Origin of the sequence: Rhizobium leguminosarum, from assembly GCF_002953715.1 — a bacterium.
Taxonomy (GTDB): Bacteria; Pseudomonadota; Alphaproteobacteria; order Rhizobiales; family Rhizobiaceae; genus Rhizobium; species Rhizobium leguminosarum_V.
The window spans coordinates 336,118-361,589 of record NZ_CP025012.1; the positions used below are offsets into that span (position 1 = coordinate 336,118).

31 protein-coding genes are annotated in these 25,472 nt (G+C 60.8%); 25 read left to right on the forward strand and 6 right to left on the reverse strand.

Translation table 11 applies throughout. The features are described from left to right. Nucleotides 1–15 precede the first annotated feature (15 nt). The 12 genes from CUJ84_RS01685 (at nucleotide 16) to visR (ending at nucleotide 10,599) form a co-directional block, all read left to right on the forward strand. Nucleotides 16–312, forward strand: coding sequence for an STAS domain-containing protein (locus CUJ84_RS01685; RefSeq protein ID WP_003545491.1), 297 nt, complete (start codon nucleotides 16–18; stop codon nucleotides 310–312). Continuing rightward, nucleotides 309–674 (forward strand): chemotaxis response regulator CheY1, encoded by a 366-nt coding sequence (cheY1, locus tag CUJ84_RS01690; RefSeq protein WP_003545492.1) that lies wholly within the window; start codon nucleotides 309–311, stop codon nucleotides 672–674. Before CUJ84_RS01685 ends, cheY1 begins: the two co-directional genes overlap by 4 nt. A 17-nt stretch (nucleotides 675–691) precedes the next feature. Then, complete coding sequence (locus CUJ84_RS01695) at nucleotides 692–2,983, forward strand: chemotaxis protein CheA (RefSeq protein WP_105004957.1); 2,292 nt, start codon at nucleotides 692–694, stop codon at nucleotides 2,981–2,983. A gap of 4 nt (nucleotides 2,984–2,987) precedes the next feature. Then, nucleotides 2,988–3,455, forward strand: a complete 468-nt coding sequence (locus CUJ84_RS01700; RefSeq protein ID WP_012756045.1) for a chemotaxis protein CheW — start codon at nucleotides 2,988–2,990, stop codon at nucleotides 3,453–3,455. Then, a complete protein-coding gene (gene cheR, locus CUJ84_RS01705) occupies nucleotides 3,452–4,360 on the forward strand; it encodes a protein-glutamate O-methyltransferase CheR (protein ID WP_105004958.1) in 909 nt (302 codons plus the stop codon). The genes CUJ84_RS01700 and cheR overlap by 4 nt, the downstream gene beginning before the upstream one ends. Next, complete coding sequence (gene cheB, locus CUJ84_RS01710) at nucleotides 4,357–5,400, forward strand: protein-glutamate O-methylesterase CheB (RefSeq protein ID WP_105004959.1); 1,044 nt, start codon at nucleotides 4,357–4,359, stop codon at nucleotides 5,398–5,400. Before cheR ends, cheB begins: the two co-directional genes overlap by 4 nt. Then, nucleotides 5,401–5,790, forward strand: coding sequence for a response regulator (locus tag CUJ84_RS01715; protein WP_003545503.1), 390 nt, complete (start codon nucleotides 5,401–5,403; stop codon nucleotides 5,788–5,790). It abuts the gene before it with no gap. Beyond that, complete coding sequence (gene cheD, locus CUJ84_RS01720) at nucleotides 5,787–6,341, forward strand: chemoreceptor glutamine deamidase CheD (RefSeq protein WP_018244796.1); 555 nt, start codon at nucleotides 5,787–5,789, stop codon at nucleotides 6,339–6,341. Before CUJ84_RS01715 ends, cheD begins: the two co-directional genes overlap by 4 nt. Before the next feature lie 16 nt (nucleotides 6,342–6,357). Continuing rightward, nucleotides 6,358–6,747: a chemotaxis protein CheT gene (gene cheT, locus CUJ84_RS01725; RefSeq protein ID WP_018072555.1), complete on the forward strand. Its 390-nt coding sequence runs from the start codon at nucleotides 6,358–6,360 to the stop codon at nucleotides 6,745–6,747. Between the two features lie 211 nt (nucleotides 6,748–6,958). Further along, nucleotides 6,959–8,650, forward strand: coding sequence for a flagellar basal-body MS-ring/collar protein FliF (gene fliF / locus CUJ84_RS01730; RefSeq protein WP_018244797.1), 1,692 nt, complete (start codon nucleotides 6,959–6,961; stop codon nucleotides 8,648–8,650). 447 nt (nucleotides 8,651–9,097) lie between these two features. Further along, a complete protein-coding gene (gene visN / locus CUJ84_RS01735; RefSeq protein ID WP_105004960.1) occupies nucleotides 9,098–9,844 on the forward strand; it encodes a transcriptional regulator VisN in 747 nt (248 codons plus the stop codon). Between the two features lie 8 nt (nucleotides 9,845–9,852). Next, nucleotides 9,853–10,599 carry a transcriptional regulator VisR gene (gene visR / locus CUJ84_RS01740; RefSeq protein WP_105004961.1) on the forward strand — a complete coding sequence of 249 codons (747 nt, stop codon included), beginning with the start codon at nucleotides 9,853–9,855 and terminating at the stop codon, nucleotides 10,597–10,599. A gap of 112 nt (nucleotides 10,600–10,711) precedes the next feature. On the opposite strand, the gene CUJ84_RS01745 is transcribed toward visR, so the two are convergent. The 6 genes from CUJ84_RS01745 to motA all read right to left on the reverse strand — a co-directional run bounded on the left by CUJ84_RS01745 (nucleotide 10,712) and on the right by motA (nucleotide 16,019). Next, entirely contained in the window at nucleotides 10,712–11,155 is a 444-nt protein-coding gene (locus tag CUJ84_RS01745; protein ID WP_018072559.1) for a hypothetical protein, read from the reverse strand. Nucleotides 11,156–11,160: 5 nt separating this feature from the next. Further along, complete coding sequence (gene flhB, locus CUJ84_RS01750) at nucleotides 11,161–12,240, reverse strand: flagellar biosynthesis protein FlhB (protein ID WP_027685994.1); 1,080 nt, start codon at nucleotides 12,238–12,240, stop codon at nucleotides 11,161–11,163. 233 nt (nucleotides 12,241–12,473) lie between these two features. Beyond that, nucleotides 12,474–13,514 (reverse strand): flagellar motor switch protein FliG, encoded by a 1,041-nt coding sequence (gene fliG, locus CUJ84_RS01760; protein WP_003545520.1) that lies wholly within the window; start codon nucleotides 13,512–13,514, stop codon nucleotides 12,474–12,476. Between the two features lie 28 nt (nucleotides 13,515–13,542). Beyond that, nucleotides 13,543–14,130, reverse strand: coding sequence for a flagellar motor switch protein FliN (gene fliN / locus CUJ84_RS01765; protein ID WP_018244803.1), 588 nt, complete (start codon nucleotides 14,128–14,130; stop codon nucleotides 13,543–13,545). A 65-nt stretch (nucleotides 14,131–14,195) separates the two neighbouring features. Next, a complete protein-coding gene (locus CUJ84_RS01770; protein ID WP_018072562.1) occupies nucleotides 14,196–15,146 on the reverse strand; it encodes a FliM/FliN family flagellar motor switch protein in 951 nt (316 codons plus the stop codon). After that, the gene (gene motA, locus CUJ84_RS01775) at nucleotides 15,147–16,019 is read right to left on the reverse strand and encodes a flagellar motor stator protein MotA (RefSeq protein ID WP_003556508.1); all 873 of its coding nucleotides are present in this window, start codon (nucleotides 16,017–16,019) and stop codon (nucleotides 15,147–15,149) included. It abuts the gene before it with no gap. A gap of 254 nt (nucleotides 16,020–16,273) precedes the next feature. Between motA and flgF the strand changes: the two genes are divergently transcribed. The 13 genes from flgF to fliP all read left to right on the forward strand — a co-directional run bounded on the left by flgF (nucleotide 16,274) and on the right by fliP (nucleotide 25,337). Next, on the forward strand, nucleotides 16,274–17,008 hold the full coding sequence (gene flgF, locus CUJ84_RS01780; RefSeq protein WP_027685993.1) for a flagellar basal-body rod protein FlgF: 735 nt from the start codon (nucleotides 16,274–16,276) through the stop codon (nucleotides 17,006–17,008). 119 nt (nucleotides 17,009–17,127) lie between these two features. Beyond that, nucleotides 17,128–18,525 carry a flagellar protein export ATPase FliI gene (gene fliI, locus CUJ84_RS01785; protein WP_105004962.1) on the forward strand — a complete coding sequence of 466 codons (1,398 nt, stop codon included), beginning with the start codon at nucleotides 17,128–17,130 and terminating at the stop codon, nucleotides 18,523–18,525. A gap of 2 nt (nucleotides 18,526–18,527) precedes the next feature. Next, on the forward strand, nucleotides 18,528–19,070 hold the full coding sequence (locus tag CUJ84_RS01790) for a flagellar protein (protein WP_105004963.1): 543 nt from the start codon (nucleotides 18,528–18,530) through the stop codon (nucleotides 19,068–19,070). A 180-nt stretch (nucleotides 19,071–19,250) separates the two neighbouring features. Continuing rightward, a complete protein-coding gene (gene flgB / locus CUJ84_RS01795; RefSeq protein WP_027685990.1) occupies nucleotides 19,251–19,643 on the forward strand; it encodes a flagellar basal body rod protein FlgB in 393 nt (130 codons plus the stop codon). A 4-nt stretch (nucleotides 19,644–19,647) separates the two neighbouring features. Further along, nucleotides 19,648–20,064, forward strand: a complete 417-nt coding sequence (flgC, locus tag CUJ84_RS01800; protein WP_027685989.1) for a flagellar basal body rod protein FlgC — start codon at nucleotides 19,648–19,650, stop codon at nucleotides 20,062–20,064. Between the two features lie 2 nt (nucleotides 20,065–20,066). Continuing rightward, on the forward strand, nucleotides 20,067–20,408 hold the full coding sequence (locus CUJ84_RS01805; protein WP_027685988.1) for a flagellar hook-basal body complex protein FliE: 342 nt from the start codon (nucleotides 20,067–20,069) through the stop codon (nucleotides 20,406–20,408). Nucleotides 20,409–20,427: 19 nt separating this feature from the next. Beyond that, entirely contained in the window at nucleotides 20,428–21,216 is a 789-nt protein-coding gene (flgG, locus tag CUJ84_RS01810) for a flagellar basal-body rod protein FlgG (RefSeq protein ID WP_018072568.1), read from the forward strand. A 15-nt stretch (nucleotides 21,217–21,231) separates the two neighbouring features. Beyond that, on the forward strand, nucleotides 21,232–21,714 hold the full coding sequence (gene flgA, locus CUJ84_RS01815) for a flagellar basal body P-ring formation chaperone FlgA (protein ID WP_105004964.1): 483 nt from the start codon (nucleotides 21,232–21,234) through the stop codon (nucleotides 21,712–21,714). Continuing rightward, nucleotides 21,711–22,832, forward strand: coding sequence for a flagellar basal body P-ring protein FlgI (locus CUJ84_RS01820; RefSeq protein WP_105004965.1), 1,122 nt, complete (start codon nucleotides 21,711–21,713; stop codon nucleotides 22,830–22,832). Before flgA ends, CUJ84_RS01820 begins: the two co-directional genes overlap by 4 nt. After that, nucleotides 22,829–23,371 carry a MotE family protein gene (locus CUJ84_RS01825; RefSeq protein ID WP_027685985.1) on the forward strand — a complete coding sequence of 181 codons (543 nt, stop codon included), beginning with the start codon at nucleotides 22,829–22,831 and terminating at the stop codon, nucleotides 23,369–23,371. The genes CUJ84_RS01820 and CUJ84_RS01825 overlap by 4 nt, the downstream gene beginning before the upstream one ends. Continuing rightward, entirely contained in the window at nucleotides 23,368–24,084 is a 717-nt protein-coding gene (gene flgH, locus CUJ84_RS01830; protein WP_017958993.1) for a flagellar basal body L-ring protein FlgH, read from the forward strand. Before CUJ84_RS01825 ends, flgH begins: the two co-directional genes overlap by 4 nt. Before the next feature lie 12 nt (nucleotides 24,085–24,096). Further along, nucleotides 24,097–24,603 carry a flagellar basal body-associated FliL family protein gene (locus CUJ84_RS01835; protein WP_105004966.1) on the forward strand — a complete coding sequence of 169 codons (507 nt, stop codon included), beginning with the start codon at nucleotides 24,097–24,099 and terminating at the stop codon, nucleotides 24,601–24,603. Continuing rightward, nucleotides 24,600–25,337 carry a flagellar type III secretion system pore protein FliP gene (gene fliP / locus CUJ84_RS01840; protein WP_105004967.1) on the forward strand — a complete coding sequence of 246 codons (738 nt, stop codon included), beginning with the start codon at nucleotides 24,600–24,602 and terminating at the stop codon, nucleotides 25,335–25,337. Before CUJ84_RS01835 ends, fliP begins: the two co-directional genes overlap by 4 nt. Nucleotides 25,338–25,472 lie beyond the last annotated feature (135 nt).

Below are 25,472 nucleotides of genomic sequence, written 5' to 3' on the forward strand. Positions count from 1 at the left end.
GACAAGGAAAAGCTGATGGCAGCAAAGAAGAGTGGCAAGACGCTGGATTTGACAGCGGTGCTCGACCTCAACGAGGCTTCCGCCTTGCGCGATAAACTCCTCTCTCTCCGGGGTAGCGGTCTTTCGATAGACGCTTCCGGCGTCGAACGGATCGGTGCTCTTTGCGCCCAGGTTCTGATGTCCGCCGAGAAGACCTGGGAGCAGGACAAGCAGCCGTTCACCTTCTCCAAGGTGTCCGACGCATTTCAGAAAACGATGCAGCTGGTTGGCGTCAATATTGACCACCTGCTTGCCAAGGAGATTCGGCAATGAAGAAAAAAGTGCTCACCGTGGATGATTCCCGCACCATCCGAAACATGCTTCTCGTGACGCTGAACAATGCCGGCTTCGAGACGATCCAGGCGGAAGACGGCATCGAGGGCCTCGAGGTTCTCGAAGAGTCCAATCCTGACGTCATCGTGACCGACATCAACATGCCGCGCCTCGACGGTTTCGGCTTCATCGAAGGTGTCCGCCGCAACGAGAAATATCGGGCGATCCCGATCCTGGTCCTGACCACCGAAAGCGACGCGGAAAAGAAGAACCGCGCCCGCCAGGCCGGTGCCACGGGCTGGATCGTCAAGCCCTTCGACCCGGCCAAGCTGATCGATGCCATTGAGCGTGTAACCGCTTAAACCCAGGATTTGCTCCTATGGATATGAACGAAATCAAAGAGATCTTTTTCCAGGAGTGCGAGGAGCAGCTCGCCGAGCTGGAATCCGGTCTTCTGAAAATGAATGATGGCGATCGCGATCCGGAAACCGTCAATGCGGTGTTCCGTGCCGTGCATTCGATCAAGGGTGGCGCCGGCGCCTTCGGCCTTGACGATCTGGTAGCCTTCGCCCATGTTTTCGAGACCACTCTCGATTGCGTTCGATCCAACAAGCTTGAGCCGAACCAGGATGTCCTGAAGGTGATGCTGAAGTCGGCCGACGTGCTCGCCGACCTGACGAACGCCGCACGCGACGGCGGCAGCGTCGATGAAAGCCGCAGCCGCGGCCTCGTCAAGGAACTCGAGGCGTTGGCCAACGGCGAATTGCCGTCTCCCTCGGCATCGACCGAAGCGCCGGCGCCGAAGGCCGCCGCAAAGGCTGCTCCGGCCGCTCCGGCGCCGACCCCCAAGCCGACGGACGACAGCGGCTTCCAGCCAGTCCCCTTTTCCTTCGACGATTTTGGCGGCGAGGGCGATGCGGGCGGCATGCCGGCCTATGAAGTCATCTTCAAGCCACGCTATGAACTCTATTCCAAGGGCAATGACGCCACCCTGCTGCTGCGCGACCTCTCGCGCCTCGGCGAAATGACCATCTATTGCAATACGGATGAGTTGCCGGGCCTCGAGGAACTCGATCCGGAAGGCGCCTATTTTTTCTGGAACGTCACGATCAAGACGGACAAGGGCGAAGACGCCATTCGCACCGTCTTCGAATTCGCCGAGTGGGATTGCGAACTGACGGTAAAGCCGGTCGAAGAAGCAAGGGCCGACGCGACGAGCAACGACGAACTGCCGATGGTGCCGGTTCCCTTCGATCTGTCGATCCTGGATGAGACAGGCGCAACGGAAGAGGTTTCCGCCTCAGACGCGCGGGCCGAAGAGACGGCCGCAGCCGTTGCCGCCGCCGAAACTGCCTCCAACGTCACGCAGATGGCCGCAGCCGCCGCCCGTGTCGAGAAGAAGGAATCGGCAGCCGCCGCAGCGGCCGCGGCAAGTGCTGCCGCCCAGAACAATGCCGCCGGTGCCGGCCAGACGATCCGCGTCGATCTCGACCGTGTCGACCGCCTGATCAACCTCGTTGGCGAGTTGGTCATCAACCAGGCGATGCTGTCGCAGAGCGTCATCGAGAACGACACGACCGGCACCTCGTCGATCAATATGGGCCTCGAGGAGCTGCAGCAGCTCACCCGCGAGATCCAGGACTCGGTCATGGCGATCCGCGCGCAGCCGGTGAAGCCGGTGTTCCAGCGCATGTCGCGTATCGTCCGCGAAATCGCCGACATGACCGGCAAGTCGATCCGCCTCATCACTGAAGGTGAAAACACCGAAGTCGACAAGACGGTCATCGACAAACTCGCCGAGCCGCTGACCCACATGATCCGCAACGCCGTCGACCACGGCATCGAAACGCCCGAAAAGCGCGCAGCTGCCGGCAAGAACACCGAAGGCACGGTCCGCCTCACCGCCAAGCATCGTTCGGGACGCATCCTGATCGAGCTTGCCGACGACGGCGCCGGCATCAACCGCGAGAAGGTCCGCCAGAAGGCGATCGACAACGACCTCATCCCGGCCGATTCCAACCTGTCGGACGAGGAAATCGACAACCTGATCTTCCTGCCGGGCTTCTCGACGGCCGACAAGATCTCCGACATCTCCGGCCGCGGCGTCGGCATGGACGTCGTCAAGCGCTCGATCCAGGCGCTCGGCGGCCGCATCAACATCACCTCGAAGCCGGGCCACGGTTCGGTCTTCACCATGAGCCTGCCGCTGACGCTCGCCGTCCTCGACGGCATGGTGGTCACAGTCGCCGGCCAGACGCTGGTCGTGCCGCTGACCGCGATCGTCGAAACCCTGCAGCCGGAAGCTGCCGCGATCCATTCCTTCGGTGCCAACCACCGGCTGATTTCGATCCGCAACAGCTTCTGCCCGCTGGTCGATGTCGGCCGCATCCTGAACTTCCGCGCCACCCAGGCCAATCCGGTCGAGGGCGTGGCGCTTCTGGTGGAATCCGAAGGCGGCGGCCAGCGCGCCCTGATGGTCGACGCCATCCAGGGTCAGCGCCAGGTCGTCATCAAGAGCCTTGAAGCGAACTACACCCACGTGCCGGGCATTGCCGCCGCCACAATCCTCGGTGACGGCCGCGTGGCTCTCATCCTTGATGTCGACGCGGTTGTCGGCGCCTCGCGCGGCCAGTCGCTCAAAGCGGAAATGTCGTTAGCAGCGGTGGGCTAAGGGAATGTCGTACACTGTAAAAAATCTGAACGAGGGGGATCGCGAGCTGATCGCGTTCCGCATCGGGGATCAGGAATTTTGCGTGAACATCATGTCGGTTCGCGAAATCCGCGGCTGGACCCCGGCGACCGCGATGCCGCATTCGCCTGGCTATATGCTGGGTGTCATCAACCTGCGCGGCGCGGTGCTGCCGATCATCGATCTTGCGGCCCGGCTCGGCATGAAGCCGGCCGATCCGACTGCCCGTCATGTCATCATCGTCGCCCAGGTCCGGCGTAAGGTCGTCGGCCTGCTGGTCGACGCCGTTTCGGATATCCTGACGGTGACCGACGAAACCATCCAGCCGACGCCCGAGATCTCCTCCGAACTCGAGCGTCAATTTGCCCGCGGCATTCTCGCCATCGAGAAGCGAATGATCTGCCTGATCGAACTCGAATCCCTCTTTCCAGAGACCGAAAGCGAAGCCGCATGAGTGTAATGGGCGCAAAAGATCAGAGACAGGGATCCGACGAGGTCCTGGCGAGCGGAGAATATCCGCTGACGCGCCGCGACCTCACCGAGATCGCCGCGATGATCTATTCGGATGCCGGCATCTTCCTCAACGAGACGAAGGCGTCGCTGGTCTATTCGCGTCTATCGAAGCATATCCGCAATCTCGGTCTGTCCGGCTTTCGGGAATATTGCGACCTCGTCGCTTCGCCGGCGGGTGCTGCGCCGCGCCGCGAGATGCTTTCGCACCTGACGACCAATTTTACCCGCTTCTTCCGCGAGAACCACCATTTCGACCACCTGCGCGACCATGTCCTGCCGGAGCTTCTGCAGCGGGCGAGATCGGGCGGCAGGGTGCGCATCTGGTCGGCTGCCTCCTCCGATGGGCAGGAACCCTATTCGATCGCGCTGACGGTGCTGTCGCTGATGCCGAATGTCGCGGACTACGACTTCAAGATCCTGGCAACCGACATCGATCCGAAGATTCTCGCGATCGCCCGGGCCGGCGCCTATGACGAGAGCGCGCTTGAAACCGTGTCGCCTGCCATGCGCAAGCAATGGTTCAGCGAAGTCGAGATACAGGGCCGCAGGAAGTTCCAGGTCGACGACCGCGTGAAGCGGCTGATCACCTACAACGAGCTGAACCTGATGGCGCAATGGCCGTTCAAGGGCAAGTTCGACGTCATCTTCTGCCGCAACGTCGTCATCTATTTCGACGAGCCGACGCAGATGAAGATCTGGCAGCGTTTCGCCGGTCTGCTGCCGGAAGGCGGGCATCTCTATATCGGCCATTCCGAGCGTGTTTCGGGTGAGGCAAAACACGTCTTCGACAATATCGGCATCACGACCTATCGCTATACGGCCAAAGGTCACGGGAGGAAGGCATGAGCGCTCCGGCAAGAGTTCTCGTTGTTGACGACTCCCCGACGATGCGGGGCCTGATCACCGCCGTGCTCAGTTCCGACCCCGAGGTCAACGTCATCGGCCAGGCAGGCGATGCGCTGGAAGCGCGCGAGGCGATCAAGCGGCTGAACCCCGACGTCGTGACGCTCGACATCGAGATGCCGAACATGAACGGTCTCGATTTCCTCGAAAAGATCATGACGCTGCGTCCGATGCCGGTGATCATGGTATCCACAATGACCCATCGCGGCGCCGAGGCGACGCTTGCGGCGCTGGAGATCGGCGCGTTCGACTGCGTCGGCAAGCCGGGGCCGGGCGAACTCAGGCCGTTTGGCGACCTCGCCGAGAAGGTCAAGGCCGCCGCGCGCACGCAACGCCAGTATTCCCAGCCTGTTGCCGCCGTCGCGCCGCCACCCTCGGTCGCCGATTTCCGCGTCGGCCGCAAGATCGTCGCGATCGGCTCGTCGACCGGCGGCGTCGAGGCACTGATTGCAGTGCTGCAGAAATTTCCGGCGAATTGCCCGCCGACCGTCATCACCCAGCATATGCCGCCGACCTTCACCAAGAGCTTTGCCGAACGGCTGAACCGCCTCTGTGCGCCGGTGGTGCAGGAAGCGACCGATGGTGCCCGTCTCGAAATTGGCAAGATCTATCTGGCGCCCGGCGGCGAGCGTCACCTCCAGGTCAGCAGCGCCTCGGCACCGTGCTGCCGTCTCATTGACCGCGCGCCGGTCAATGGTCACCGCCCCTCGGTCGACGTACTTTTCGATTCGGTCGCGGAACTGGCGGGCCGCAATGCCGTCGGCGTGATTTTGACCGGAATGGGCCGCGATGGTGCCGCCGGATTGTTGAAAATGCGCCACGCCGGCGCCAGAACGCTCGGCCAGAACGAAAAAACCTGTGTCGTTTACGGAATGCCAAGGGTTGCTCACGAACTTGGCGCCGTTGAGCAGCAGCTGCCGCTGTCTGCCATCGGTGAAGAAATATTGAAAATGACAGCCGCCCGAAAGGAAGGGACCGAATAAATGTCGCTCGCGGAGAAAATCAAAGTTCTGATCGTCGACGATCAGGTAACGAGCCGGTTGCTGCTCAGCGATGCGCTGACCCAGCTCGGTTTCAAGCAGATCACCTCGGCTGGTGACGGTGAGCAGGGCATGAAGATCATGGCCGAGCAGCCGCACCACCTGGTGATCTCGGACTTCAACATGCCGAAGATGGATGGCATCGGCTTCCTTCAGGCGGTGCGCACCAACCCGAACACCAAGAAGGCGGCCTTCATCATCCTGACCGCCCAGGGTGACCGCGCACTGGTGCAGAAGGCGGCCCAGCTCGGCGCCAACAACGTGCTCGCCAAGCCGTTCACGATCGAGAAGATGAAAGCGGCCATCGAAGCCGTGTTTGGAGCCCTGAAATGATCACTGAGGGGGCAGCCCGCCGCGTGCACATCATTCAGGGCGAGTACAAGGTTCTGAGCGATCCGAATGCGGTCCTCTCGACCATTCTCGGTTCGTGCGTGGCTGCGTGCCTCAGAGATCCTGTCGCCGGTGTCGGCGGCATGAACCACTTTCTGCTGCCCGGTTCGGCGACGTCGCCGACTTCAGGTGGCGATGCCACCCGGTACGGCGTGCATCTGATGGAACTGCTGATCAACGGCCTCCTGAAGCAGGGCGCCCGGCGCGACCGGCTGGAAGCAAAAATCTTCGGCGGCGCGAAGACGATCTCGACATTCTCCAATGTCGGTGAGCAGAACGCGGCCTTCGCCGTGCAGTTCCTGAGGGATGAAGGCATTCCGGTGGTCGGTTCCTCGACCGGTGGAGAGCATGGACGCAAGCTTGAATATTGGCCGGTCTCCGGTCGTGCCCGGCAATACCCCCTGACCGGCGCCGAAACGCAGAGAACCGTCGCTCTCGAGCAGCGTCCCGCCGCTCCGCAGAAGCCCGTCGAAACCAGTATCGAATTTTTTTGATGGCGAGGATTTTCATATGACATTTAACCCGGTGATGGAGCCGCCTGCGCCTGTTGAAGCGTTGAGCGACATCCTGATGCGCATCGTGTCCGAACTGCACGATGTCGCCTACCTCATCGAGCGTATCGAGCCGCAGCTTCTCGAAATCGGCGGCGCCGAAATCCTGAATTCGCCGGATGCCATGAAGGTCATGCAGGGCATTGATCTGGCCGTGCAGAAATCGCGCGGCCTTGCCGAATTTATCGATACCATCACCGGCGAAATCCCGCACGGCTGGGCAGTCGACGTCGCAACCGCGCTCAGCCTCGTCAAGCTGGCAGAGATGCAGAAGGCTTTGGGCGGTGCCACACGCCACGGCCATTCCCAGCCATTGAGCAAGGCAGCCGGCGACTTCGATTTCTTCTAAAGCGCGTCGCAATCTTCCAGATTCGTGCCTTGCGCTTTAGGCCCATTTTGCGCATGTCGTTTCGCAAAACCGCTGCACACTTTTGCGCGACATGCTTTGGAACCTTTTCGACCTTTCCCTTCTCCACGAAACGCTCGCACAAGTTTCGCCGACTATTCGTCTGATGAGGCAATAAGCCTGCTTTGTCTTTGACGGATCGTGCGAGAACAGAATGAATCTGTTAAATCAATTAGTTCAGATATTTAAGAACTTCGGCGCCTTGGGCCGAACGCGCCTGATGATTCTTGGAGGCGTCGGTGCTGTCTCTATCGCAATCGTCCTTGCGGCCGCCCTTTTCGTCAATAAGCCGGCACAGGAAACGCTCTATGTCGGTCTGGACTCGCCGGATCTCAACCAGATCAGCATGGCGCTTGCCGAAGCCAACATCAATTTCCAGGTCGGCACGGACGGCACCAGCATCAGCGTCCCCGCGGGGATGACGGGCAAGGCCCGCTTGATGCTTGCCGAGCGCGGCCTGCCGAACAGCGCCAATGCCGGTTACGAACTCTTCGACAATGTCGGCTCTCTCGGCCTGACCTCCTTCATGCAGGAGGTGACGCGGGTTCGGGCGCTGGAAGGCGAAATCGCCCGCACCATCCAGTCGATCTCGGGTATAACAGCCGCGCGCGTCCATATCGTCATGCCGGAGGTCGGAAACTTCCGGAAGGCGGAGCAGAAACCGACTGCTTCCGTTATGATTCGCGCCAGCGCGACCACCGGGCGCAGCGCAGCGACCTCGATCCGCCACCTCGTCGCCTCGGCTGTGCCGGGGCTTGACGTCGATGACGTGACCATCCTCGATTCCGCCGGCCAGCTGCTCGCTTCCGGCGATGAGGCGAGCAACAGCTCGCTGAACCGCTCGCTCAACATCGTCCAGAACGTTCAGCAGGAAGTCGAATCCAACATCGACAAGGCGCTGGCACCCTTCCTCGGCATGGACAACTTCCGCTCCAGCGTCACTGCCGATCTCAACACGGACGCCCAGCAGATCCAGGAAACGACCTACGATCCCGAATCCAAGGTCGAACGCTCGGTTCGCTCGACGAAGGAAGCCCAGCAGTCGCAACAGAAGCAGTCCGATAGCGCGACGACGGTCGAGCAGAACATTCCGCAGGCGGCCCCCGAGGCCGGCGGATCCGCCGGGCCCGAATCGCAGGACAAATCCGACAAGCGCGAAGAACAGACCAACTACGAAATCAACAGCAAGACGACGGCGACGACCCGCAACAGCTATAAGGTCGAGAAGCTTTCGATCGCTGTGGTGGTCAACAAGGGCCGCATCGCCAAGATGGTCGGAGAACCCGCCGACCAGACCAAGGTCGATGCCTATCTTGCCGAAATGCAGAAGATCGTCGCTTCGGCGGCCGGCATCGACGCCAAGCGCGGCGATGTCGTCACCGTCACGGCCATGGACTTCCTCGAAAACCAGCTGCTTGAAGACGCCACCGGTGGCGTCCGCGTCATGGACATGCTGAGCCGCAACCTTGCCGGCATCATCAACTCGCTCGCCTTTGTCGCCGTCGCCTTCGTGGTGGTCTGGATGGGTCTGCGGCCTCTGGTGCGCAGCGTCAGCGGCAACGGCAGCTCCGCGGCTTTCGGCGACGCCACGCCGGAAGCGGCCGGCCTCGAGCTTCCGGACTTCGCGCCTGCATCAGGAGCCGCCGGTGGCGCACTCATGGACGGCTTCGGGTCCGATTTCGGCTTCGACAGTACCGAGGACCTGCTCAGCCTCGGCGACGACGATGGAAACTTCAATCGACGCGTCAAGGAAGGCCCGGAACGCAAGCTTTCCCGCATGGTCGAAATCAACGAGGAACGCGCCGCGAAAATCCTCAGGAAATGGGCGATCGACGACGCAGCGTAAAGCAAAGGCCGGGCAACCGGCCTTTTTTCATGTCGGTACCGAAGCCTGATTCCCCAACCGCTGTTTGCTGAAAAGCCGTGACTGGAGATGCGAGAGACCCGGCATGGCAATCAGGGTCGGGAATTTGAATAAGACAATAGACCCGACCAATGAAATGCGGCCGTAGCGCGATATGATGATGCGGGCTCGCGTAAAACGCGAAGCAAGTTGCGATACCGCCAGAATCACCTTAGCCTCCTTATATCTTGAAGGCTGGAACGAGTGATCGAATCAGTGCATTGGCGACAGCGAAAGTAAATCCCTAGAAGTCGGAGATGGTGATTTGCATCGGCTGGCTTACCCTTAGGTGATTCGAAATGGGATTCGAGCGGGACTTGAATTGAATCCCTTACAGAAAAATTGCTGTTGCACCGAGTTCGATCGTTTCTCAGCCGCAGGACGTTGCCAATGGATATGAATGTAATTCAGGCGAGCAAAGGCGAGAGACAGATGGCGAATTTCGCGAGTGCGGTGGTGCCGGATCTGTTGCCGCGCGATCAGCTGCTCCAGCGCCTCCACGGTGTCACCAGCAGCGGCAGGTTGCAGTCCGGTCTGCGCGCACTGACGGACTACGTGGGTGCTTCGCACTACCTTCTGGCGCGCTGTGATCTCCTCCAGGAAAGTGGCCTCGATTTCATCGTTTCGTCTGATTGGCCCTTCGACCTGGTCAGGGACATCGCCAATGATCTGGTTCGCGGCTATGCCCGTTCGACCGAGCTGGAAAGATGCATGCAGGTCTTCCAGCCGAATTTTGCTCTTCTGCCTGACAGTGCCGAAGTTCCGGACGGCGCCAGCCGCCAATATTGTTCGGTGACCTTCAATGTCGGCCGGTCGCGGCTGGCTCTGATGTTCCTGTTCGGCGAGGGGTTCATTCTTTCGCCGGAGCGGCTGCGCGATGTCGGCCTGCTTGCAGGTTATGTCGCGAGCTTCCTTCGCTGCGGCGGGACGAGGGTCGATCGCGATTTCGAATTGACGGACCGGGAACTGGAATGCCTGTTCTGGATCGCCGAGGGCAAGACCAGTGACGAGATCGCGATGATCCTCGGAATTTCCCGCAATACCATCAACAACTACATCACCAGCGTGATGCGCAAGACGGCGACCAAGACCCGGTCCGAGGCCATTGCTTTCGCCGTCCGGAATAATCTCGTATAGGGGGATCTATGGGGCACCCATCAGGCAGGACGATGAGCAGCGCTGAGCAGCTGCGCATGGTGCGTGTGAGCAGGATTTCCAGCCGGTCCGATCTTTTTCCGCGGCTGATCGCGATGCAGAAGCTCGCCGATGCGCAAGGATTCGCGATCTTCCGCGTCAGCGGTTCGGGCCTTCCGGCAAAGCAGCGGCTTGTCTGCGAGCTTGAGAACTGGGGACCGTCCAATGCCGGTTTCGGCAAGGCCTTCACGGACGCCTATGGCGATATTCTTCTCGACCATATCGACAAATCGCTGCTGCCGCTTTCATGGGCCGGCGGTTACGACCGTGCGGCACCCGGTCCGGCGGACTTCGCGCCGTTCATGACCCGGCTGCAGGACGGTATTCTGCCTTTCTCCGGACTTGCCTTTCCGGTGCGGCTCGGCGCCGTCGGCAATGGTTTCATCCTTTTTACCGGCGATGAGATCGATCCCTCGAGCGATACCATCGTCGAGCTGCACGGTCGCTGCTGCCATATCATGATGGATCTACTCTCGCTCGACGAACGCCGCACGGCCGCCGCCGAGGCGCTCAGCGAACGCGAGATCGCCTGTCTGCAGCTTGCCGGCGACGGCCGCATCAGCGAAGAGATTGCCGACAAGCTCGGCCTGTCGGTGCACACCGTGAACGCCTATCTCGGCTCGGCGACCATCAAGCTCGATTCCGTCAACCGTATCCAGGCGATCGCTAAGGCGATCCGGCTCGGTTATATCAGCTGAACCCGCAGTCCTTTACAGCGTCCCTTGCGCGTTTTTTCAGACGCGCAAGGGACGCTGTAACGCTTTGAATTTTTGTCCAAGGCGAATGAAAGCTCGGTTGTCGTGAAAGAAGTCAGCCGGCCAGCGCTTGAGGCGGCTGGTTCACGCTGTAACGTGCTTCCCGAAGGCTCTTTTTGAGGAAGATGGTGTTCTCGTCAGGATCGGCCGAGGGATCCTGGAAAGCGATATGATTGATCTCAATGCCGGCGTGATCTTCGGCAAGGGTGAGCTGCGCGTAGACGGTGACGCCGCGCGGCTTGATTTCCAGGTCGAGAACGACTTCGGGCTTGCCGCCCCACTCCAGCGTATAATTGCCGCCCAGGCCGAAATTCACCGTGCCCGGATGAAAGAAAAGCTCCGCCGCCGAAGCGACGAGATCGGAAAGATTGCCGTAATACTCGAAGCGCAGCAGTGAAATAAGGTCAGAAGCATCCAGAAGGCGCAGTTCAGTGGCGACCGGGCTGATCGCGTCTGCTAGGATCTTTTCACGCTGGGTAGAGTGGGGGCATTTTTTCATTCGGCTTATCTGACCCGTTTGTTCTTGGCGTCTGCAGCGTAGACCCGGTGAATGAGCTCCGCAACCGCCTTATAGAAGACTGACGGGATGACACTATCGATCGAGACTTGCGCAAACATGGAGCGCGCAAGCGGCGGATCCTCGAACACCGGTATGCCGTTCTTCTCGGCAATCTCCCTGATTTTGAGCGCAATAAGGTCCTGACCCTTGGCCAGCACCACCGGCGCATCGTTCTCTTCACGCGCGTAACGCAGCGCCACCGCATAGTGTGTCGGGTTTGCAATCACCAGCGTCGCCCGGTGCACGTTGGCGATCATGCGCCGGCGCGCGCGGTCGCGCATCAGCGACCGCTGCCGGCTCTTGACCAAGGGGTCGCCCTGCGCCTGCTTGTTTTCTTCCTTCACCTCGTGCCGTGTCATCTTCAGCTCGGTGAACCAATGATGGCGCGTCCAGAAAAGATCGGCGATTGCCACGATCGCGGTGGCGATCAGCATGACGATGATGATCTTGCGCATCGCCGCCATCATTCGCACGAGAATCGTCTGCGGATCGGAGAACATCGCGTCGATCGAGCCGAAATATTCGCTCCTGAGCACGAAGAACAGGATCACCCCAACGACGACGACCTTGAACAGCGATTTTCCGAATTCGACCAGGCCGGGCACGCTGAACAGCCGTGACCAGCCTTTGATCGGCGAGATACGCGAGGCCTGCGGGCGGATGCGTTCAAGCACCAGTGTCGGCAGATTCTGGAAGACGGAGGAGGCGATGCCGAACACCATAAACAGGATGAAGGCGGGCGCCAGCAGCGCCGCACTTGCCCAGCCGAGCTGCCCAAACAGCGCAAGCACATCCGGCCCCGTCTCGATCTTCCATTGGTCGGGCTGTTCGAAGATGTCGCGCAGCGTTTCACTCATGCGTCCGACGCTGTCGGGAAGGAAGAATACGAGGTAAATGAAGGTCGCGAGGATCGTCGCAAAGATCGAAAGTTCGCGCGAAGACGGCACGTTGCCCTTTTCCGCGGCATCGCTTTGCTTTTTTGCGGTTGGGGCTTCTGTTTTGCTGTCCTTGTCATCGTCTGCCAAGTCGCCGCCCTCCGTCAAAGAAATAGGCCGCAGCTAATGCACGTCGCCCAAAAGCGTGCAGCGGTTTTGGGATAACGACATGCATCAAAACAAAAATCTAAAGCGCGTCGCAGGAACCGAGTTCTGTGCGACGCGCTTTAGAGCGCGGTCTATTGCTGGAAGGGTAGTCGCCTGTGGCACGGCGATCAACAGCCGCCTTTCGGCATGCCGTATTTGTCAACAGTCTCGACGTGTTAGGCGGCCGCCGAAGCGTCGCCTTCCTTTTCCTTGAGCTCGATCTGGCCGGAATTGGCCAGGCGAATCGCTTCCTGCGCCACGGCGCGGCGGGCAATCGCGATCTCGCGCGGATTGACGCCGCCCATGCCGCTCTGCAGATCCGATTCGATCATGCGGCGTTGGCGTGGGCTGATGGCAGAGAGAACCGATTCGCGAATCTCGGGGGGCGACCCGCGCAGCGCGACGGTGAGCACATCCGTCGAGATATCGTTGAGCAGCATGACGCGGCTGCGCTGCGGCATGTACATGAGGTCCTCGAACAGGAAGATCTTCGGGCGAACCTTGTTGACCGACTCGCGGCTGATCGATTCGAGCGAGCTGAGCAGCGTGTCGACCTGCGGCTTGTCGAGCTCGTTCATGAGATCGGCGACCTTCGTCGAGCCGGCTGCATTGCGCTCTGCCTCGACCTCGGCAAGCAGCGTCATGACCTGGTTTTCGATGATCTGCGCAGCCTTCGGGCTGACGGCCTTCATGTTGACCGTTCTGTTCATGATGTCGGCGCGGCGGTTGTCGGGAAGCTGCAGCAACACCTTGGCGCCGAAGGAGGAGGGCATCATCGAAAGAATATAGGCGACGGTCTGTGGATGTTCGCGCAGCAGGAACTGTGCGACGAATGTCGGCTCCGCCTCGCTGAGGCGATCCCAGATCGAGGTTTCGTAAGCCTGGAATGCGGTGCGGCGGCCGAGCAGGCTGTCGACCTCGTCGGGCGTCAGGCCTTCTTCCAGAATGGCCTCGATCGCCTTGGCGTTGTCCATCAGCCCGGCACCCTCGGTGAAGAGGTCTTCGAACTCGGAGACGAGCAACAGCAGCTCGTCCGGCGGAATGGCGCGCAGCGACTGGGCGGATGAGATAATGGTCTGCAGTTCGGCCTGGGTGAAATATTTCAACAGCCGGCCGGCGACTCCCTTTCCCATAGCGAGAAGAACAGCCGCTGCCTTTTCAGCCTGGGTCAACGGTTTCCCGGCTAGCGCGCCGCCGAAATCGTCAAAGTCCATCATGGTCTAACCTCTCCGTCCCACACAGGGATCAGGCTTTTTTCGTACTCAAAACTTCTATCAGTTTCACACCGAATCGCGTGTCGTCGTTATCAAGCACCGTAATTTCGCCGCGGGCAATCCTGCGGCCATTCACCATGATCTCGACCGGTTCGCCGATCTTCTTGTCGAGGGCGATCGTCGCCCCTTCATTGAGGTTCATCAGGCCGGAGACCTGCATGCGGCTGGTGCCGAGCATGATCTGGACGTCGATCGGGATGTCCATGATCAGGTCGAAGTTGGAATTCAAAGCGCTGCCGAGCGGGGCCGGCGACGCCTCGAAAGAGGAACTGCTGCCGAAATCCATGCCGGCCGCCGGGCTGGCATCGCCGCCGCCGAAGTCGCCGCCGAAATCGTCGCTGCCAAAGGGGGTTTCCGAAGTCTCGCCGCCAAAGGCCGCCAGGTCCGTTCCTGCTGCGAAGGGGTCGCTCTGCAGGTCGTCGCCAAACTGCGACAGGTCGCCATCGGCATCCTGCTTCAGCACGCCGCGCAGATCGTCGATCGCCTGGTCGAGATCCGCTTCGCTGCCCGGAAGATCCAGGGATAGGTCGCTGTTCTGCTGTGTTTTCTTCGTAGCCATGAAATCACTATTCCAGTTGAAACTTGCCTCAAACTGCCTTTGCAGCCCAAAAGCCAGAGAACCGATTAATTCATTAAATGACGGATGAGTTCATCATCCGAGTTCATCGTATCCTTGACGCGGACCATGTAGTTTTCGCCTGAACGCCCGAACTCGCACACATACAATTCCTTGCTGTTGGCGCTGACCTCGACACGCACGTCGCCGTGGTCGCGGAACGGAATGACGTCGCCGACCATCAGCTTCGATATCGTGCGCAACGTCAGGTCCTGCAGCCTGATCTTGGCCTCGAGCGTGACATGTGAGCGGCGGACCTGATCGCCGAGCTGTTCGGTCCATTCCGCTGAGTTGCTGCTGGCCTGGCGTTTCGGCTTCGGCGGCGTCACCTTGGTCTTGAGCAGTGCCGTCTGCGGAACGATCAACGAAAATTCCGAAACGATGCCGGCAAGCGTGATCGACATGTTGATGGCGGCCGCGAATTCATCCGGACGATCCTCCTGCGGCCGGGCGCGCATGTCATGGGCGTGCGGGGCCGAAAGGCTCGGTTCGAAACCGCCCGGCGCGTTGACGGCCGAGCGCAGCACCTTGGCGATCTTGTCGAAGACCATGACCGCCAGATCGAGCTCGATGATCGACAGCAGCCGGTCGGCCGGTTCCTCGATCGTATCGGCGGTGGCGCCGAGCAGATGCTCCATCAGCGTGATGACGAAGCCGTTGCCGCAGGCAAGCGTAATGTTCTGCGACCAGTTGCGCAGCGTCGCATCGACCAGTGTGACGTTCGCGCTCAGGTCTTCGATGAGGTGGTTCTTGTAGCCGATCTCGCAGCCGAGATAGTTGACCGTCACGTCGAGGCCGGTCTCGCTTTTGATGACGTCGGGAAAGAATTCGCTGTAGATTTCCCCGAAGGAGCTGCAGATCTTGGCGACCCTGCCTCTGTCGCCAAGCCCGCCTGTCAGCTTGGCGAGGAGGGCAGGATCCATTGCCGGTTTGTCGTGCGAAGCATTGCTCATAGTCATTTAAGCCGCCTTGTTTTCGCCACCTGGGTTCATCATTTCCTGCTCGACCGCATCGATGGACGGACGCTCGTAAGCCGAGATCGTCTTGCGACCGTATTCCAGAGCGACCTGCGGTACCGAGCCGTTCATATAGGCAAGCAGCGTCTGCTTGACGATGACGTAGAGGCGGTGCTGCTTGTTGCGCACGACCTTGATCTGGGAGACCAGCGGCGAGCAGACGCAGTAGGACAAGAGAATGCCGAGGAAGGTGCCGACGAGCGCCGAGCCGATCAGGTGGCCGAGCACTTCAGGCGAATCGTTGATGTGGGCCATCGCCTTGATGACGCCGAGGACGGCCGCGACGATGCCGATCGCCGGGAAGGAATCGCTCATGATCTGGATCGAGTGGTAGGGCTTCATCTTGTCGTGCATGATGGTGTTGAGCTCTTCGTCCATCAGCGCCTCGATCTCGTGGCTGCGAGCGTTGCCGATGATGATCAGGCGGACGTAGTCGCAGATGAACGCCGTCAGCTCCTTGTTCTTCAGAACCGTCGGAGCCGACTGGAAGATCGTCGATTCGGCCGGATTGTCGATATGGGCTTCGATTTCGTTTCGCGACTTGGTGCGCAGGTCGCGCATCAGCGAATAGAGCACGCCGAGCGTATCGAGATAGTTGCGTTCCTTCGGCACGGCGTGCCTGAAGGCTTCGCTGAGCGCCTTGCCGGAGTCCTTCACCACCTTCATCGGGTTCGCCATGATGAAGCTGCCGAGGCCGGCGCCACCGATGATGAGGAATTCGAAGGGCTGGAACAGCGCGTCCACTTCGCCGCCCATGGCCATGAAGCTGCCGACGATACAGCCGCAAGTCACTATAAATCCGATAATGATATTCATCGTCAGCCCAATCTGAACGTTGCTTTTCTTTAAGACGGATAGGGTTTCTGCCTTGCGTGAGGCTGATGAAAGGCCCGATCGCGAGGCATTTCGGCGTGCCAGCTTCGCGCAAGCATCTGCCGTCAGTCTAAAGGAGACGAATGGGTGCCCGTGCCCGTTTCTGAGATGCCGCCTCAGCGAAATCCCGGCCGAACCACATGAGACGACGCCCGGCTTTTCGTCCCGTTCATCGCCAATGCTTGGAGCTTACCGACATGCAATCCGGTCTTTATGTTTCTCTGTCGTCGCAGATGGCCCTCGAAAAGCGTCTGAACACCATCGCAGACAACATGGCGAACGTGAATACGACCGGTTTTCGCGCCACCGAGGTGAAGTTCGACGAGATGGTGGCGAATACCAAGAACAAGCTGAACACCAAGGTCGCCTTCGTTTCCCAGGGCAACGACTATCTGAACGAGGGAAACGGCGAACTGCAGCACACCGGCAACATGCTCGATTTCGCCATCAAGGGTGATGCCTGGTTTTCGCTCGATACGCCGGCCGGCCGCGTCCTGACGAGGGATGGTCGCTTCACGATCAAGGAAACCGGCGAACTTGTTTCGATCCGGGGATATCCGGTTCTCGACGCTGGCGGTGCCCCGATCCAGCTCAACACCAAGGGCGGCGAGCCTTCCGTCGGCACCGACGGCATCATCTATCAGGGCGGTCGCCAGGTCGGCTCCCTCGGCCTGTTCGAGGCCGATATCAGCAGGGGTTACTTGCGCTACGAAAATAGCGGCATCATGACCACCGACCAGCCGCGCGCCGTCGTCGACCGCTTCAATGTCGGTGTCGAGCAGGGTTATCTCGAAAACTCCAACGTCAACGCCATGCGCGAGATCACCCAGCTGATCGAAGTCAACCGCGCCTTCGAAAGTGTCTCGTCGCTGATGCGTGACAGCGAAGATTCCTTCAAGGAAGCCGTCCAGACACTTGGGGGCAGCCGCTAATGCATGTCGCCCAAAAGTGTCCGGCGGTTTTGGGAGGACGACATGCACAAGAACAAAGACCAAAAATACGTCGCATGCAGCAAGCTGCACGCGACGTATTTTAAGTTGAAAGTTAAAGCATGAACACCACGCTACTGTCTGAGGACGGCCTTTCCCCGAAGCTGGCGCATCTGGCGGGCCTCGTCGACCGATACGCATCGCCGGAGTTCGCGGTTGCCCATGGCGGTCGCGTGCAGACCATCGCCGCCGGCCACTACACGGTTCACGGTCTCTCCCGCCATGTTCGTCTCGGCGAGTTCGTGGCCCATAAATCGGCGACCGGCATCCATCTCGGCGAAGTCGTGCGCGTCGAACCGGAACTGATCTATGTCTGCCCGATCGAACCCGGCGAGCCGATCGGCATCCACGATACCGTCATCCGCAAGGGCGCCTTCCGTATTTCACCGTCTGACAGCTGGTGTGGGCGCACCGTCAACTCGCTCGGTGAGCCGATCGACGGGCTGGGTCCGATGACCGAGGGGCTCGATCGCCGCTCGATCTCCAATACCGCGCCGCCCTCGATGACCCGCAAGCGTGTCGAGACCGGCTTCAAGACCGGCGTGCGCGCGATCGACATCTTCTCACCGCTCTGCCTGGGGCAGCGCCTCGGTATCTTCGCCGGCTCCGGTGTGGGCAAGTCGACGCTTCTGTCCATGCTCGCCCGCGCTGATGCTTTCGACAAGGTTGTCATTGCGCTCGTCGGCGAACGCGGCCGCGAGGTGCGCGAATTCATCGAGGATACGCTCGGCAGCAATATGAGGAAGGCGATCGCCGTCGTCGCAACCAGCGACGAGAGCCCGATGCTTCGCAAGATGGCGCCGCTGACGGCCGTCACCATTGCCGAACATTTCCGCGACAAGGGCGAGAACGTCCTCTTCATCGTCGACAGCGTCACGCGTTTCGCCCATGCGATCCGCGAGGTGGCGACCGCCTCTGGCGAGCCGCCGATCGCGCGCGGCTATCCCGCTTCCGTCTTCACCGAGCTGCCACGCCTGCTGGAACGCGCCGGCCCCGGCCCCGAGGGCGCCGGAACCATCACGGCGATCATCTCGATCCTCGTCGACGGCGACAATCACAACGACCCGATTGCCGATTCGACGCGCGGCATCCTCGACGGTCATATCGTCCTGCAGCGCAGTCTTGCCGAAGAAGGGCGTTATCCTCCGATCGATCCGCTCGCCTCGATCTCGCGTCTTGCCCGCAAGGCCTGGACGCCGGACCAGGAAAAGCTGGTGTCGCGGCTGAAGGTGCTGATTCACCGCTTCGAGGAGACGCGCGACCTGCGCCTGATCGGCGGTTACCGCCAGGGTGCAGATCCCGATCTCGACATGGCGGTCAAGCAGGTGCCGATCATTTACGACGTCCTGAAACAGTCTCCGGGCGACCGCGACTCGCCCGATGCCTTTGCCGATCTCGCCGGCGCGCTCAAGGCTGCAGCCGGCATGGGCAATCAGGGCGGACCCATCCAGAGGAGATAGACGTGACTGAATTCGACGACGAACGCATCGCTTCCCTGAAGCAGCGCAAGAAAACCGTCATCCTGGATCGGCTGCTGACCTTCACCGGCCTGGCGCTTGCCGGCGCCTCCGCTTTCTTCCCCTGGTACGTGTTCTTCAACGCGGACAAGTTCGGCATCAATGTTGCGACCAGCAGCAATTCGCGCGAACTGCCGGATTGGCCGGCGCGCAACGTCTTCAGCGTCTCGCCGCTTGCCATGGTCAACAAGAACGAGGGGGACAAGAAGGTCCCGCCGATCGATCCGCTGACGACCGCAACGGTGTCCGATCTCGGCAAGGAGCGCGATGGCGGCCCCATATTGGAGGATCAACCTTTCCCCGGCAAATCATCCTTCCGCCTGCTGCATGTTTCCAACGGCCGGGCGCTGATCGAGGATCCCTCCGGCATGTATGTGGTGCGCATCGGCTCGATCCTGCCCGATGAAAGCCGCCTTGCGACACTCGAGCAGCGCGACGGCAAATGGGTGATCGTCACCTCCAAGGGCGAGACCTACCAGAACAACTGAACCTGGCCGCAAACCCAGGCAACAGGGGCTCCGCCGCGAACCGGCCGGAGCCCCTGTTCTTTTGCCCCTGTTCTGTTGATGGCGGCGGCGTTCGCACAAAAGCCTCTCGAAGCCTGAATTCCCGTAAGTCCCACGCAAGATTACCGCACTACGTTCGGGACAGTAAAAACGGAGAGTTTCATGCAACCAATCCAACTTTTCGACTTGGCTTCGCGACAGGCGGAATGGCTGACGATTCGTCAGCAGGTTGTTGCCGGCAACATCGCGAATGCCAATACCCCGAAGTTCCACGCCAAGGACGTCACGCCCTTTGACGCTGTGCTCGACAAGTCCGACATCGCCATGGCGCGCACCAATCCGGCGCATCTCAGCGGCAACGATTTCAGCAACAGCGGCGATATCGACGTCAAGGACGCTGCACTCGACCAGGAAATCGGCGTCCAGGAATCCGGCAATACGGTCGGTTTGGCCGAGGAGCTGTCCAAGTCGGGCGATATCAAGCGCCAATACGATCTGAACACCTCGCTGGTCAGCTCCTTCAACCGCATGATGTTGATGACCGTCAGAAGGTAAAGTCATGGATCCGCTTTCAGCAGCAATGAAAATCGCCGGCTCCGGGCTCGAAGCGCAGTCGACGCGCCTGCGCATCGTCTCGGAAAACATTGCCAATGCTCGCTCGACCGGCGACACGCCCGGCGCCGAGCCCTATCGGCGCAAGACGATTACCTTCGGCCAGCAGATGGATCGCGCCAGCGGCGTCGAGACGGTCGGCGTCAAGAAGGTCGGCGTCGACGAAGGTGACTTCAGCACGGAATTCGATCCGAGCAACCCGGCTGCGGACCAGAAGGGCGTCGTCAAGCTGCCGAACGTCAACATCCTGGTCGAGATGGCCGACATGCGCGAAGCCAACCGCTCGTATGACGCCAATCTGCAGACCATCAAACAGACCCGCGATCTCATCTCCTCCACGATCGATCTCCTGAAGAGCCAATAATCATGATCAGCAGCGTCCAGAATGTCAGCAACCTTTCGATGACCCGTGCGCTCGGCGCCGTCGACACCGAAAATTCCGCCTCGTCGTCTGCCGCCACCATGCCGGGCGCCGCCGGTGCGGCCAATGGCATGAGCTTCGCCTCGGTCATGGGCAACATGGCGAGCGACGCGGTCAGCAGCCTGAAGGGTGCGGAAAGCATGTCCTTTGCCGGTATCAAGGGCACGGCGTCGACGCGTGAAGTCGTCGATTCCATGCTCCAGGCCGAGCAGACGCTGCAGACCGCGATTGCCATCCGCGACAAGGTCGTCTCGGCCTTTCTCGAAGTCACCAAGATGCAGATGTAACTGATTTGAGGACGAACACATGAGAGCGCTCGCCATCGCAGCAACGGGCATGGATGCCCAGCAGACCAATCTGGAAGTCATCGCGAACAACATCGCAAACATCAATACGACGGGTTTCAAGCGCGCTCGCGCCGAATTCTCGGATCTTCTCTACCAGACCGAACGTGCCAAGGGTGTCGCCAACCGCGCCAACCAGGCCGTCGTTCCGGAAGGTGCCAATATCGGCCTCGGCGTCCAGACCTCGGCGGTCCGCAACCTGCATCTCCAGGGCGAACTGACCCAGACCGGCAATGATCTCGACGTGGCGCTGATCGGCAAGGGCTTCTTCCAGATCCAATCGACCGACGGTACGACGCTCTACAGCCGCGCCGGCGCCTTCAACAAGAACGACCAGGGCCAGCTCGTCACCATCGACGGCTACGAGGTCCTTCCCGGCATCACCATTCCAACGGGCTCGACAGAGCTTACGATCAGCCGCTCCGGCCAGGTTTCGGCCAAGCTGCCGGGTGCGACGGATGCGACCGTGCTCGGTCAATTGACGCTTGCCGACTTCGTCAACGAGGCGGGTCTCCAGCCGCTCGGCGACAATCTCTTCCAGGAAACGCCTGCCTCCGGCGAAGCCGTCATCGGCAATCCCGATGAGGAAGGTTTCGCCTACATGAAGCAGGGTTATCTGGAATCTTCGAACGTCGACCCGGTGAAGGAAATCACCGAGCTGATCTCGGCCCAGCGCGCTTACGAAATGAATTCCAAGGTGATCACCACCGCTGATGAAATGGCCTCCATCGTCAGCAAGAACCTGAAGTAAGGGAAGGGCCGAAACATGATGTTTTGCCGGGCAGGACACATCTCAGGATGGGTGGCGGCAGCCACGATCGCAGTCGCGGGCATTGTTTTGCCCGCGAACGCGGATGCCGGCATGGGTTATGCCGTCGTCCCGACCACGATCATCTACCCCGGCGACACACTGTCGGCCAGCCAGCTTCAGGAGGTCGAGGTCACCAACCCCAACCTCGCCGGCGATTATGCCAAATCCCTTTCGCAGGTCGAAGGCATGGTTTCCAAGCGCACGCTGTTGCCGGGCCGCACGATCTCGGTTTCGGCCCTGCGCGAGGCCTATACGGTGACCCGTGGCTCCTCGATCCGCCTGGTCTTCTCGCTCGGGGCGATGACGATCTCCGCCGCCGGCACGCCGCTCGAAGACGGCGCGACCGGGCAGGTCGTCCGCGCGCGCAATATGGATTCCGGCGTCATCGTCAGCGGCACGGTGCTTGCGGACGGCACGGTCCATGTGAGGGCAAAATGAAATTGTTCTTCCGTTTGTTTACTCTTGTCGCGGTTCTCGCCATGAGTTTGGCTGATGTCGCGCCCGCCTGGGCGCTGACCTCCCGCATCAAGGACATTGCCTCCCTTCAGGCCGGCCGCGATAACCAGCTGATCGGTTATGGCCTCATCGTCGGCCTCCAGGGGACCGGCGACGGCTTCCGGTCCTCGCCCTTCACCGAGCAGTCGATGCGCGCGATGCTGCAGAATCTCGGCATCTCGACGCAGGGCGGCCAGTCTAACGCCAAGAACACCGCGGCCGTGATGGTCACCGCCAACCTGCCCCCTTTCGCAAGCCCCGGCAGCCGTATCGACGTGACGGTGAGCTCGCTCGGCGATGCGACGTCGCTGCGCGGCGGAACGCTCGTCATGACCTCGCTTTCCGGCGCCGACGGCCAGATCTATGCCGTCGCGCAGGGTGCCGCCATCGTTTCCGGTTTTCAGGCGCAGGGCCAGGCGGCGACCGTCACCGAAGGCGTCACCACCGCCGGCCGCGTGCCCGGCGGCGCGATCATCGAGCGCGAACTGCCGTCCCGCTTCAAGGATTCTGTCAATCTCGTCCTGCAACTGCGCAACCCCGACTTCTCGACGGCGATCCGTATCGCCGACATCGTCAACGGTTATGCCTCGGCGCGCTTCGGCGGCCCGGTTGCCGAAGCCAAGGATTCGCAGGAAGTCGTGATCCAGAAGCCGCGCACGGCCGATCTCACCAGACTGATGGCCGATATCGAGAATCTCATCGTCGAGACCGATACGCCGGCCAAGGTGGTCATCAACGAACGCACCGGGACGATTGTCATCGGCTCGGACGTCCGCGTCTCGCCGGTCGCCGTCAGCTACGGCACCCTGACGGTTCAGGTCACCGAGACGCCGCAGATCATCCAGCCCGAACCCTTCTCGCGCGGCGTAACCGCCGTCCAGCCGCAGACCGATATCGCCGCGGAGCAGACCGGCGGGCGCGTCGCGATCATCGATGGTCCCGACCTCAGGACCCTTGTCGCCGGGCTCAACAATATCGGCGTGAAACCGGATGGTATTATCGCCATTCTCCAGGGCATCAAATCGGCAGGCGCCCTGCAGGCGGAGCTTGTGCTGCAATGATCAAGATCATCAACCCTGACATGACGGTCCTGCAATTGCTGCGCCGGCTGGCGCTGCCGGCCGCGGGCCTCGTCCTTCTGTCGATCCCCGGCGCCTTCGCGCAGGAACATGCGCCGGCCGGCGACATCACGTCCCAGGACGAGATCAAGCAGTTCTGTACCAACATTGCCGAGCCCGCCCGCGACCAGCGTTATCTCCTGCAGAAGCAGGAACTGGAAAAGCTTCGCGCCGACATCGACGCCCGCATGGCGGAAATGGACAAGCGCAAGGCCGAATACCAGGACTGGCTGAAGCGGCGTGACGATTTCCTGAGGCAGGCGGAAGCCGGCCTCACCGAGATCTACAAGAAGATGAAGCCGGATGCGGCCGCGCTCCAGTTGCAAGACATGAAGATCGAGGTGGCCTCCGCCGTGATCATGCGGCTCGGCCCGCGTCAGTCGAGCCTCATCCTCAACGAGATGGACCCGCAGAAGGCCGCTGTCATCGCCAGCGTCATTGCCAGTGCGTCCGATCCCAATACGTCGAAGGATCCTTCATGAATATGCGTTTCCCGGCCGCGATCGCCGCCCTCGCACTCCTTGCAGGTTGCCAGTCTCCGACGGCGGTCAGCGAGATCGGCCGCGCGCCCGCCATGAGCCCGATCGGAAGCGGTCTTGCCTACGGCCAGACGCCGCAGATGGCGCTTTATCCGAAGCAGCCGCGCGCCGTGGCCCAGGGCTATTCGCTGTGGAGCGATTCGCAGGCCGCCCTCTTCAAGGATGCGCGCGCGCTCAACGTCGGCGACATCCTGACCGTCGACATCCAGATCAACGACAAGGCCTCCTTCGACAACGAGACCAACCGCAGCCGCACGAATTCGAGCGGCATGAACTGGGACGTCAACGCCCAGATCTTCGGCTGGACGCCCGAGTCCAAGACCGACCTGACCTATGGTTCCGATACCAGCACCGACGGCAAGGGCAAGATCGAGCGCACCGACAAGCTCACTCTTCTAGTCGCCGCCGTCGTCACCGGCATTCTCGAGAACGGCAACCTCGTCATATCGGGCTCTCAGGAAGTCCGCCTGAACCAGGAACTGCGCATCCTGAACGTTGCTGGTATCGTTCGTCCGCAGGACGTCAATGCCGAAAACCAGATCTCCTACGACAAGATCGCCGAAGCCCGCATCTCCTACGGTGGCCGCGGCCGCCTGATGGAAGTGCAGCAGCCTCCGCGCGGCCAGCAGGCCGTCGATCTTTTCTCGCCGCTTTGAGGCTGAACGACGATGGCAGAGCCAGACGCAAGCGCAGGTCAACCGAACAAGAAATCCGGCTCGCTGATGACGATCATCGGCATCGCCGTCCTGACCCTGCTCGGCGCCGGCGGCGGCTGGGCGGTCGGCACGATTGTCGCGCCCAACATCAAGGGTGCCAAGGAGGTCGAGCAGGCCAAGGATGCCGAGGCCAAGAAGAAGGCCGAGGAAGGTCTGGCGCGCATCTCGACCGAGGCCAACAACGTCGTCCAGCTCGAGCCGATCACCTCGAACCTTGCCTACCCCTCAGAAAACTGGGTACGACTCGAAGTCGCGCTGCTGTTCAACGGGCCGCCGGATGTCAAGGTTTCCGAGGATATTCACCAGGATATCCTCGCCTATATCAGAACCGTTTCCCTTCAGCAGATCGAGGGGCCGCGCGGCTTTCAATATCTCAAGGATGACATACAGGAACGTGTTGACCTTCGCTCGCAAGGGCGGGTATCGAAGGTCATGTTCAGGACATTTGTCATCGAATGATTCGTCTTATAGTTTTCCTTGTCGCCATGATGGCGGTACCGGAACTGGCGGTGGCACAGCAGCTGCCGACTGACTTGTTGAACGTGCCGGTCGATGGCTCCGTCGCCGCCTGGATCATCCGCACATTCGGCCTGCTGACCATTCTTTCGGTCGCGCCTGGCATCCTGATCATGGTGACGAGCTTCCCGCGCTTCATCATCGCCTTCTCGATCCTGCGCTCAGGGATGGGCCTCTCCTCGACGCCTTCCAACATGATCCTTTTGTCGCTGTCGCTGTTCATGACCTTCTATGTCATGTCGCCGACCTTCGATCAGGCCTGGCAGAACGGCGTGCAGCCGCTGCTTGCCAATCAGATCAACGAGACCGAGGCGGTCCAGCGTATCGGCGAACCCTTCCGCACTTTCATGGCGGCCAATACCCGCGACAAGGATCTGGCGCTCTTCGTCGATCTGGCGCGCGAACGCGGACAGAATATCCAGACGACCAATCCGATCGACTACCGCGTGCTGATCCCGGCCTTCATGATTTCCGAGATTCGCCGTGGCTTCGAAATCGGCTTCCTCGTCGTGCTGCCATTCCTCGTCATCGACCTCATCGTTGCCACAATCACCATGGCGATGGGCATGATGATGCTGCCGCCGACCTCGATCTCGCTGCCTTTTAAGATTCTCTTCTTCGTGCTGATCGACGGCTGGAACCTGCTCGTCGGCAGCCTGGTGCGCTCGTTCAACTGACCGGCTGCCGCTGCTTGATATTCGCCAATAAGAAAACCCGCCGGATCGCTCCGGCGGGTTTCTAATTGTGCAGCCATCCCAAAGTGCTGCAGCGCCCGTTGCGCGTCTGAAACGACGCGCAACGTACTGCGGATC

Excerpts from the sequence above, each read along its gene's own strand:
- visR (WP_105004961.1), top strand. The coding sequence starts at position 9,853 with ATGGGGCACCCATCAGGCAGGACGATGAGCAGCGCTGAGCAGCTGCGC.
- fliI (WP_105004962.1), top strand. The coding sequence starts at position 17,128 with ATGAACACCACGCTACTGTCTGAGGACGGCCTTTCCCCGAAGCTGGCG.
- flgC (WP_027685989.1), top strand. The coding sequence starts at position 19,648 with ATGGATCCGCTTTCAGCAGCAATGAAAATCGCCGGCTCCGGGCTCGAA.
- CUJ84_RS01685 (WP_003545491.1), top strand. The coding sequence starts at position 16 with ATGGCAGCAAAGAAGAGTGGCAAGACGCTGGATTTGACAGCGGTGCTC.
- CUJ84_RS01745 (WP_018072559.1), bottom strand. The coding sequence starts at position 11,155 with ATGAAAAAATGCCCCCACTCTACCCAGCGTGAAAAGATCCTAGCAGAC.
- flgG (WP_018072568.1), top strand. The coding sequence starts at position 20,428 with ATGAGAGCGCTCGCCATCGCAGCAACGGGCATGGATGCCCAGCAGACC.
- visN (WP_105004960.1), top strand. The coding sequence starts at position 9,098 with ATGGATATGAATGTAATTCAGGCGAGCAAAGGCGAGAGACAGATGGCG.
- CUJ84_RS01825 (WP_027685985.1), top strand. The coding sequence starts at position 22,829 with ATGATCAAGATCATCAACCCTGACATGACGGTCCTGCAATTGCTGCGC.
- cheY1 (WP_003545492.1), top strand. The coding sequence starts at position 309 with ATGAAGAAAAAAGTGCTCACCGTGGATGATTCCCGCACCATCCGAAAC.
- flgB (WP_027685990.1), top strand. The coding sequence starts at position 19,251 with ATGCAACCAATCCAACTTTTCGACTTGGCTTCGCGACAGGCGGAATGG.
- CUJ84_RS01715 (WP_003545503.1), top strand. The coding sequence starts at position 5,401 with ATGTCGCTCGCGGAGAAAATCAAAGTTCTGATCGTCGACGATCAGGTA.
- fliG (WP_003545520.1), bottom strand. The coding sequence starts at position 13,514 with ATGATGGACTTTGACGATTTCGGCGGCGCGCTAGCCGGGAAACCGTTG.
- CUJ84_RS01770 (WP_018072562.1), bottom strand. The coding sequence starts at position 15,146 with ATGACTATGAGCAATGCTTCGCACGACAAACCGGCAATGGATCCTGCC.
- cheT (WP_018072555.1), top strand. The coding sequence starts at position 6,358 with ATGACATTTAACCCGGTGATGGAGCCGCCTGCGCCTGTTGAAGCGTTG.
- fliF (WP_018244797.1), top strand. The coding sequence starts at position 6,959 with ATGAATCTGTTAAATCAATTAGTTCAGATATTTAAGAACTTCGGCGCC.
- flgH (WP_017958993.1), top strand. The coding sequence starts at position 23,368 with ATGAATATGCGTTTCCCGGCCGCGATCGCCGCCCTCGCACTCCTTGCA.
- fliP (WP_105004967.1), top strand. The coding sequence starts at position 24,600 with ATGATTCGTCTTATAGTTTTCCTTGTCGCCATGATGGCGGTACCGGAA.
- CUJ84_RS01695 (WP_105004957.1), top strand. The coding sequence starts at position 692 with ATGGATATGAACGAAATCAAAGAGATCTTTTTCCAGGAGTGCGAGGAG.
- CUJ84_RS01835 (WP_105004966.1), top strand. The coding sequence starts at position 24,097 with ATGGCAGAGCCAGACGCAAGCGCAGGTCAACCGAACAAGAAATCCGGC.
- flgF (WP_027685993.1), top strand. The coding sequence starts at position 16,274 with ATGCAATCCGGTCTTTATGTTTCTCTGTCGTCGCAGATGGCCCTCGAA.
- motA (WP_003556508.1), bottom strand. The coding sequence starts at position 16,019 with ATGAATATCATTATCGGATTTATAGTGACTTGCGGCTGTATCGTCGGC.
- CUJ84_RS01700 (WP_012756045.1), top strand. The coding sequence starts at position 2,988 with ATGTCGTACACTGTAAAAAATCTGAACGAGGGGGATCGCGAGCTGATC.
- flgA (WP_105004964.1), top strand. The coding sequence starts at position 21,232 with ATGATGTTTTGCCGGGCAGGACACATCTCAGGATGGGTGGCGGCAGCC.
- fliN (WP_018244803.1), bottom strand. The coding sequence starts at position 14,130 with ATGGCTACGAAGAAAACACAGCAGAACAGCGACCTATCCCTGGATCTT.
- cheB (WP_105004959.1), top strand. The coding sequence starts at position 4,357 with ATGAGCGCTCCGGCAAGAGTTCTCGTTGTTGACGACTCCCCGACGATG.
- cheD (WP_018244796.1), top strand. The coding sequence starts at position 5,787 with ATGATCACTGAGGGGGCAGCCCGCCGCGTGCACATCATTCAGGGCGAG.
- CUJ84_RS01820 (WP_105004965.1), top strand. The coding sequence starts at position 21,711 with ATGAAATTGTTCTTCCGTTTGTTTACTCTTGTCGCGGTTCTCGCCATG.
- CUJ84_RS01805 (WP_027685988.1), top strand. The coding sequence starts at position 20,067 with ATGATCAGCAGCGTCCAGAATGTCAGCAACCTTTCGATGACCCGTGCG.
- cheR (WP_105004958.1), top strand. The coding sequence starts at position 3,452 with ATGAGTGTAATGGGCGCAAAAGATCAGAGACAGGGATCCGACGAGGTC.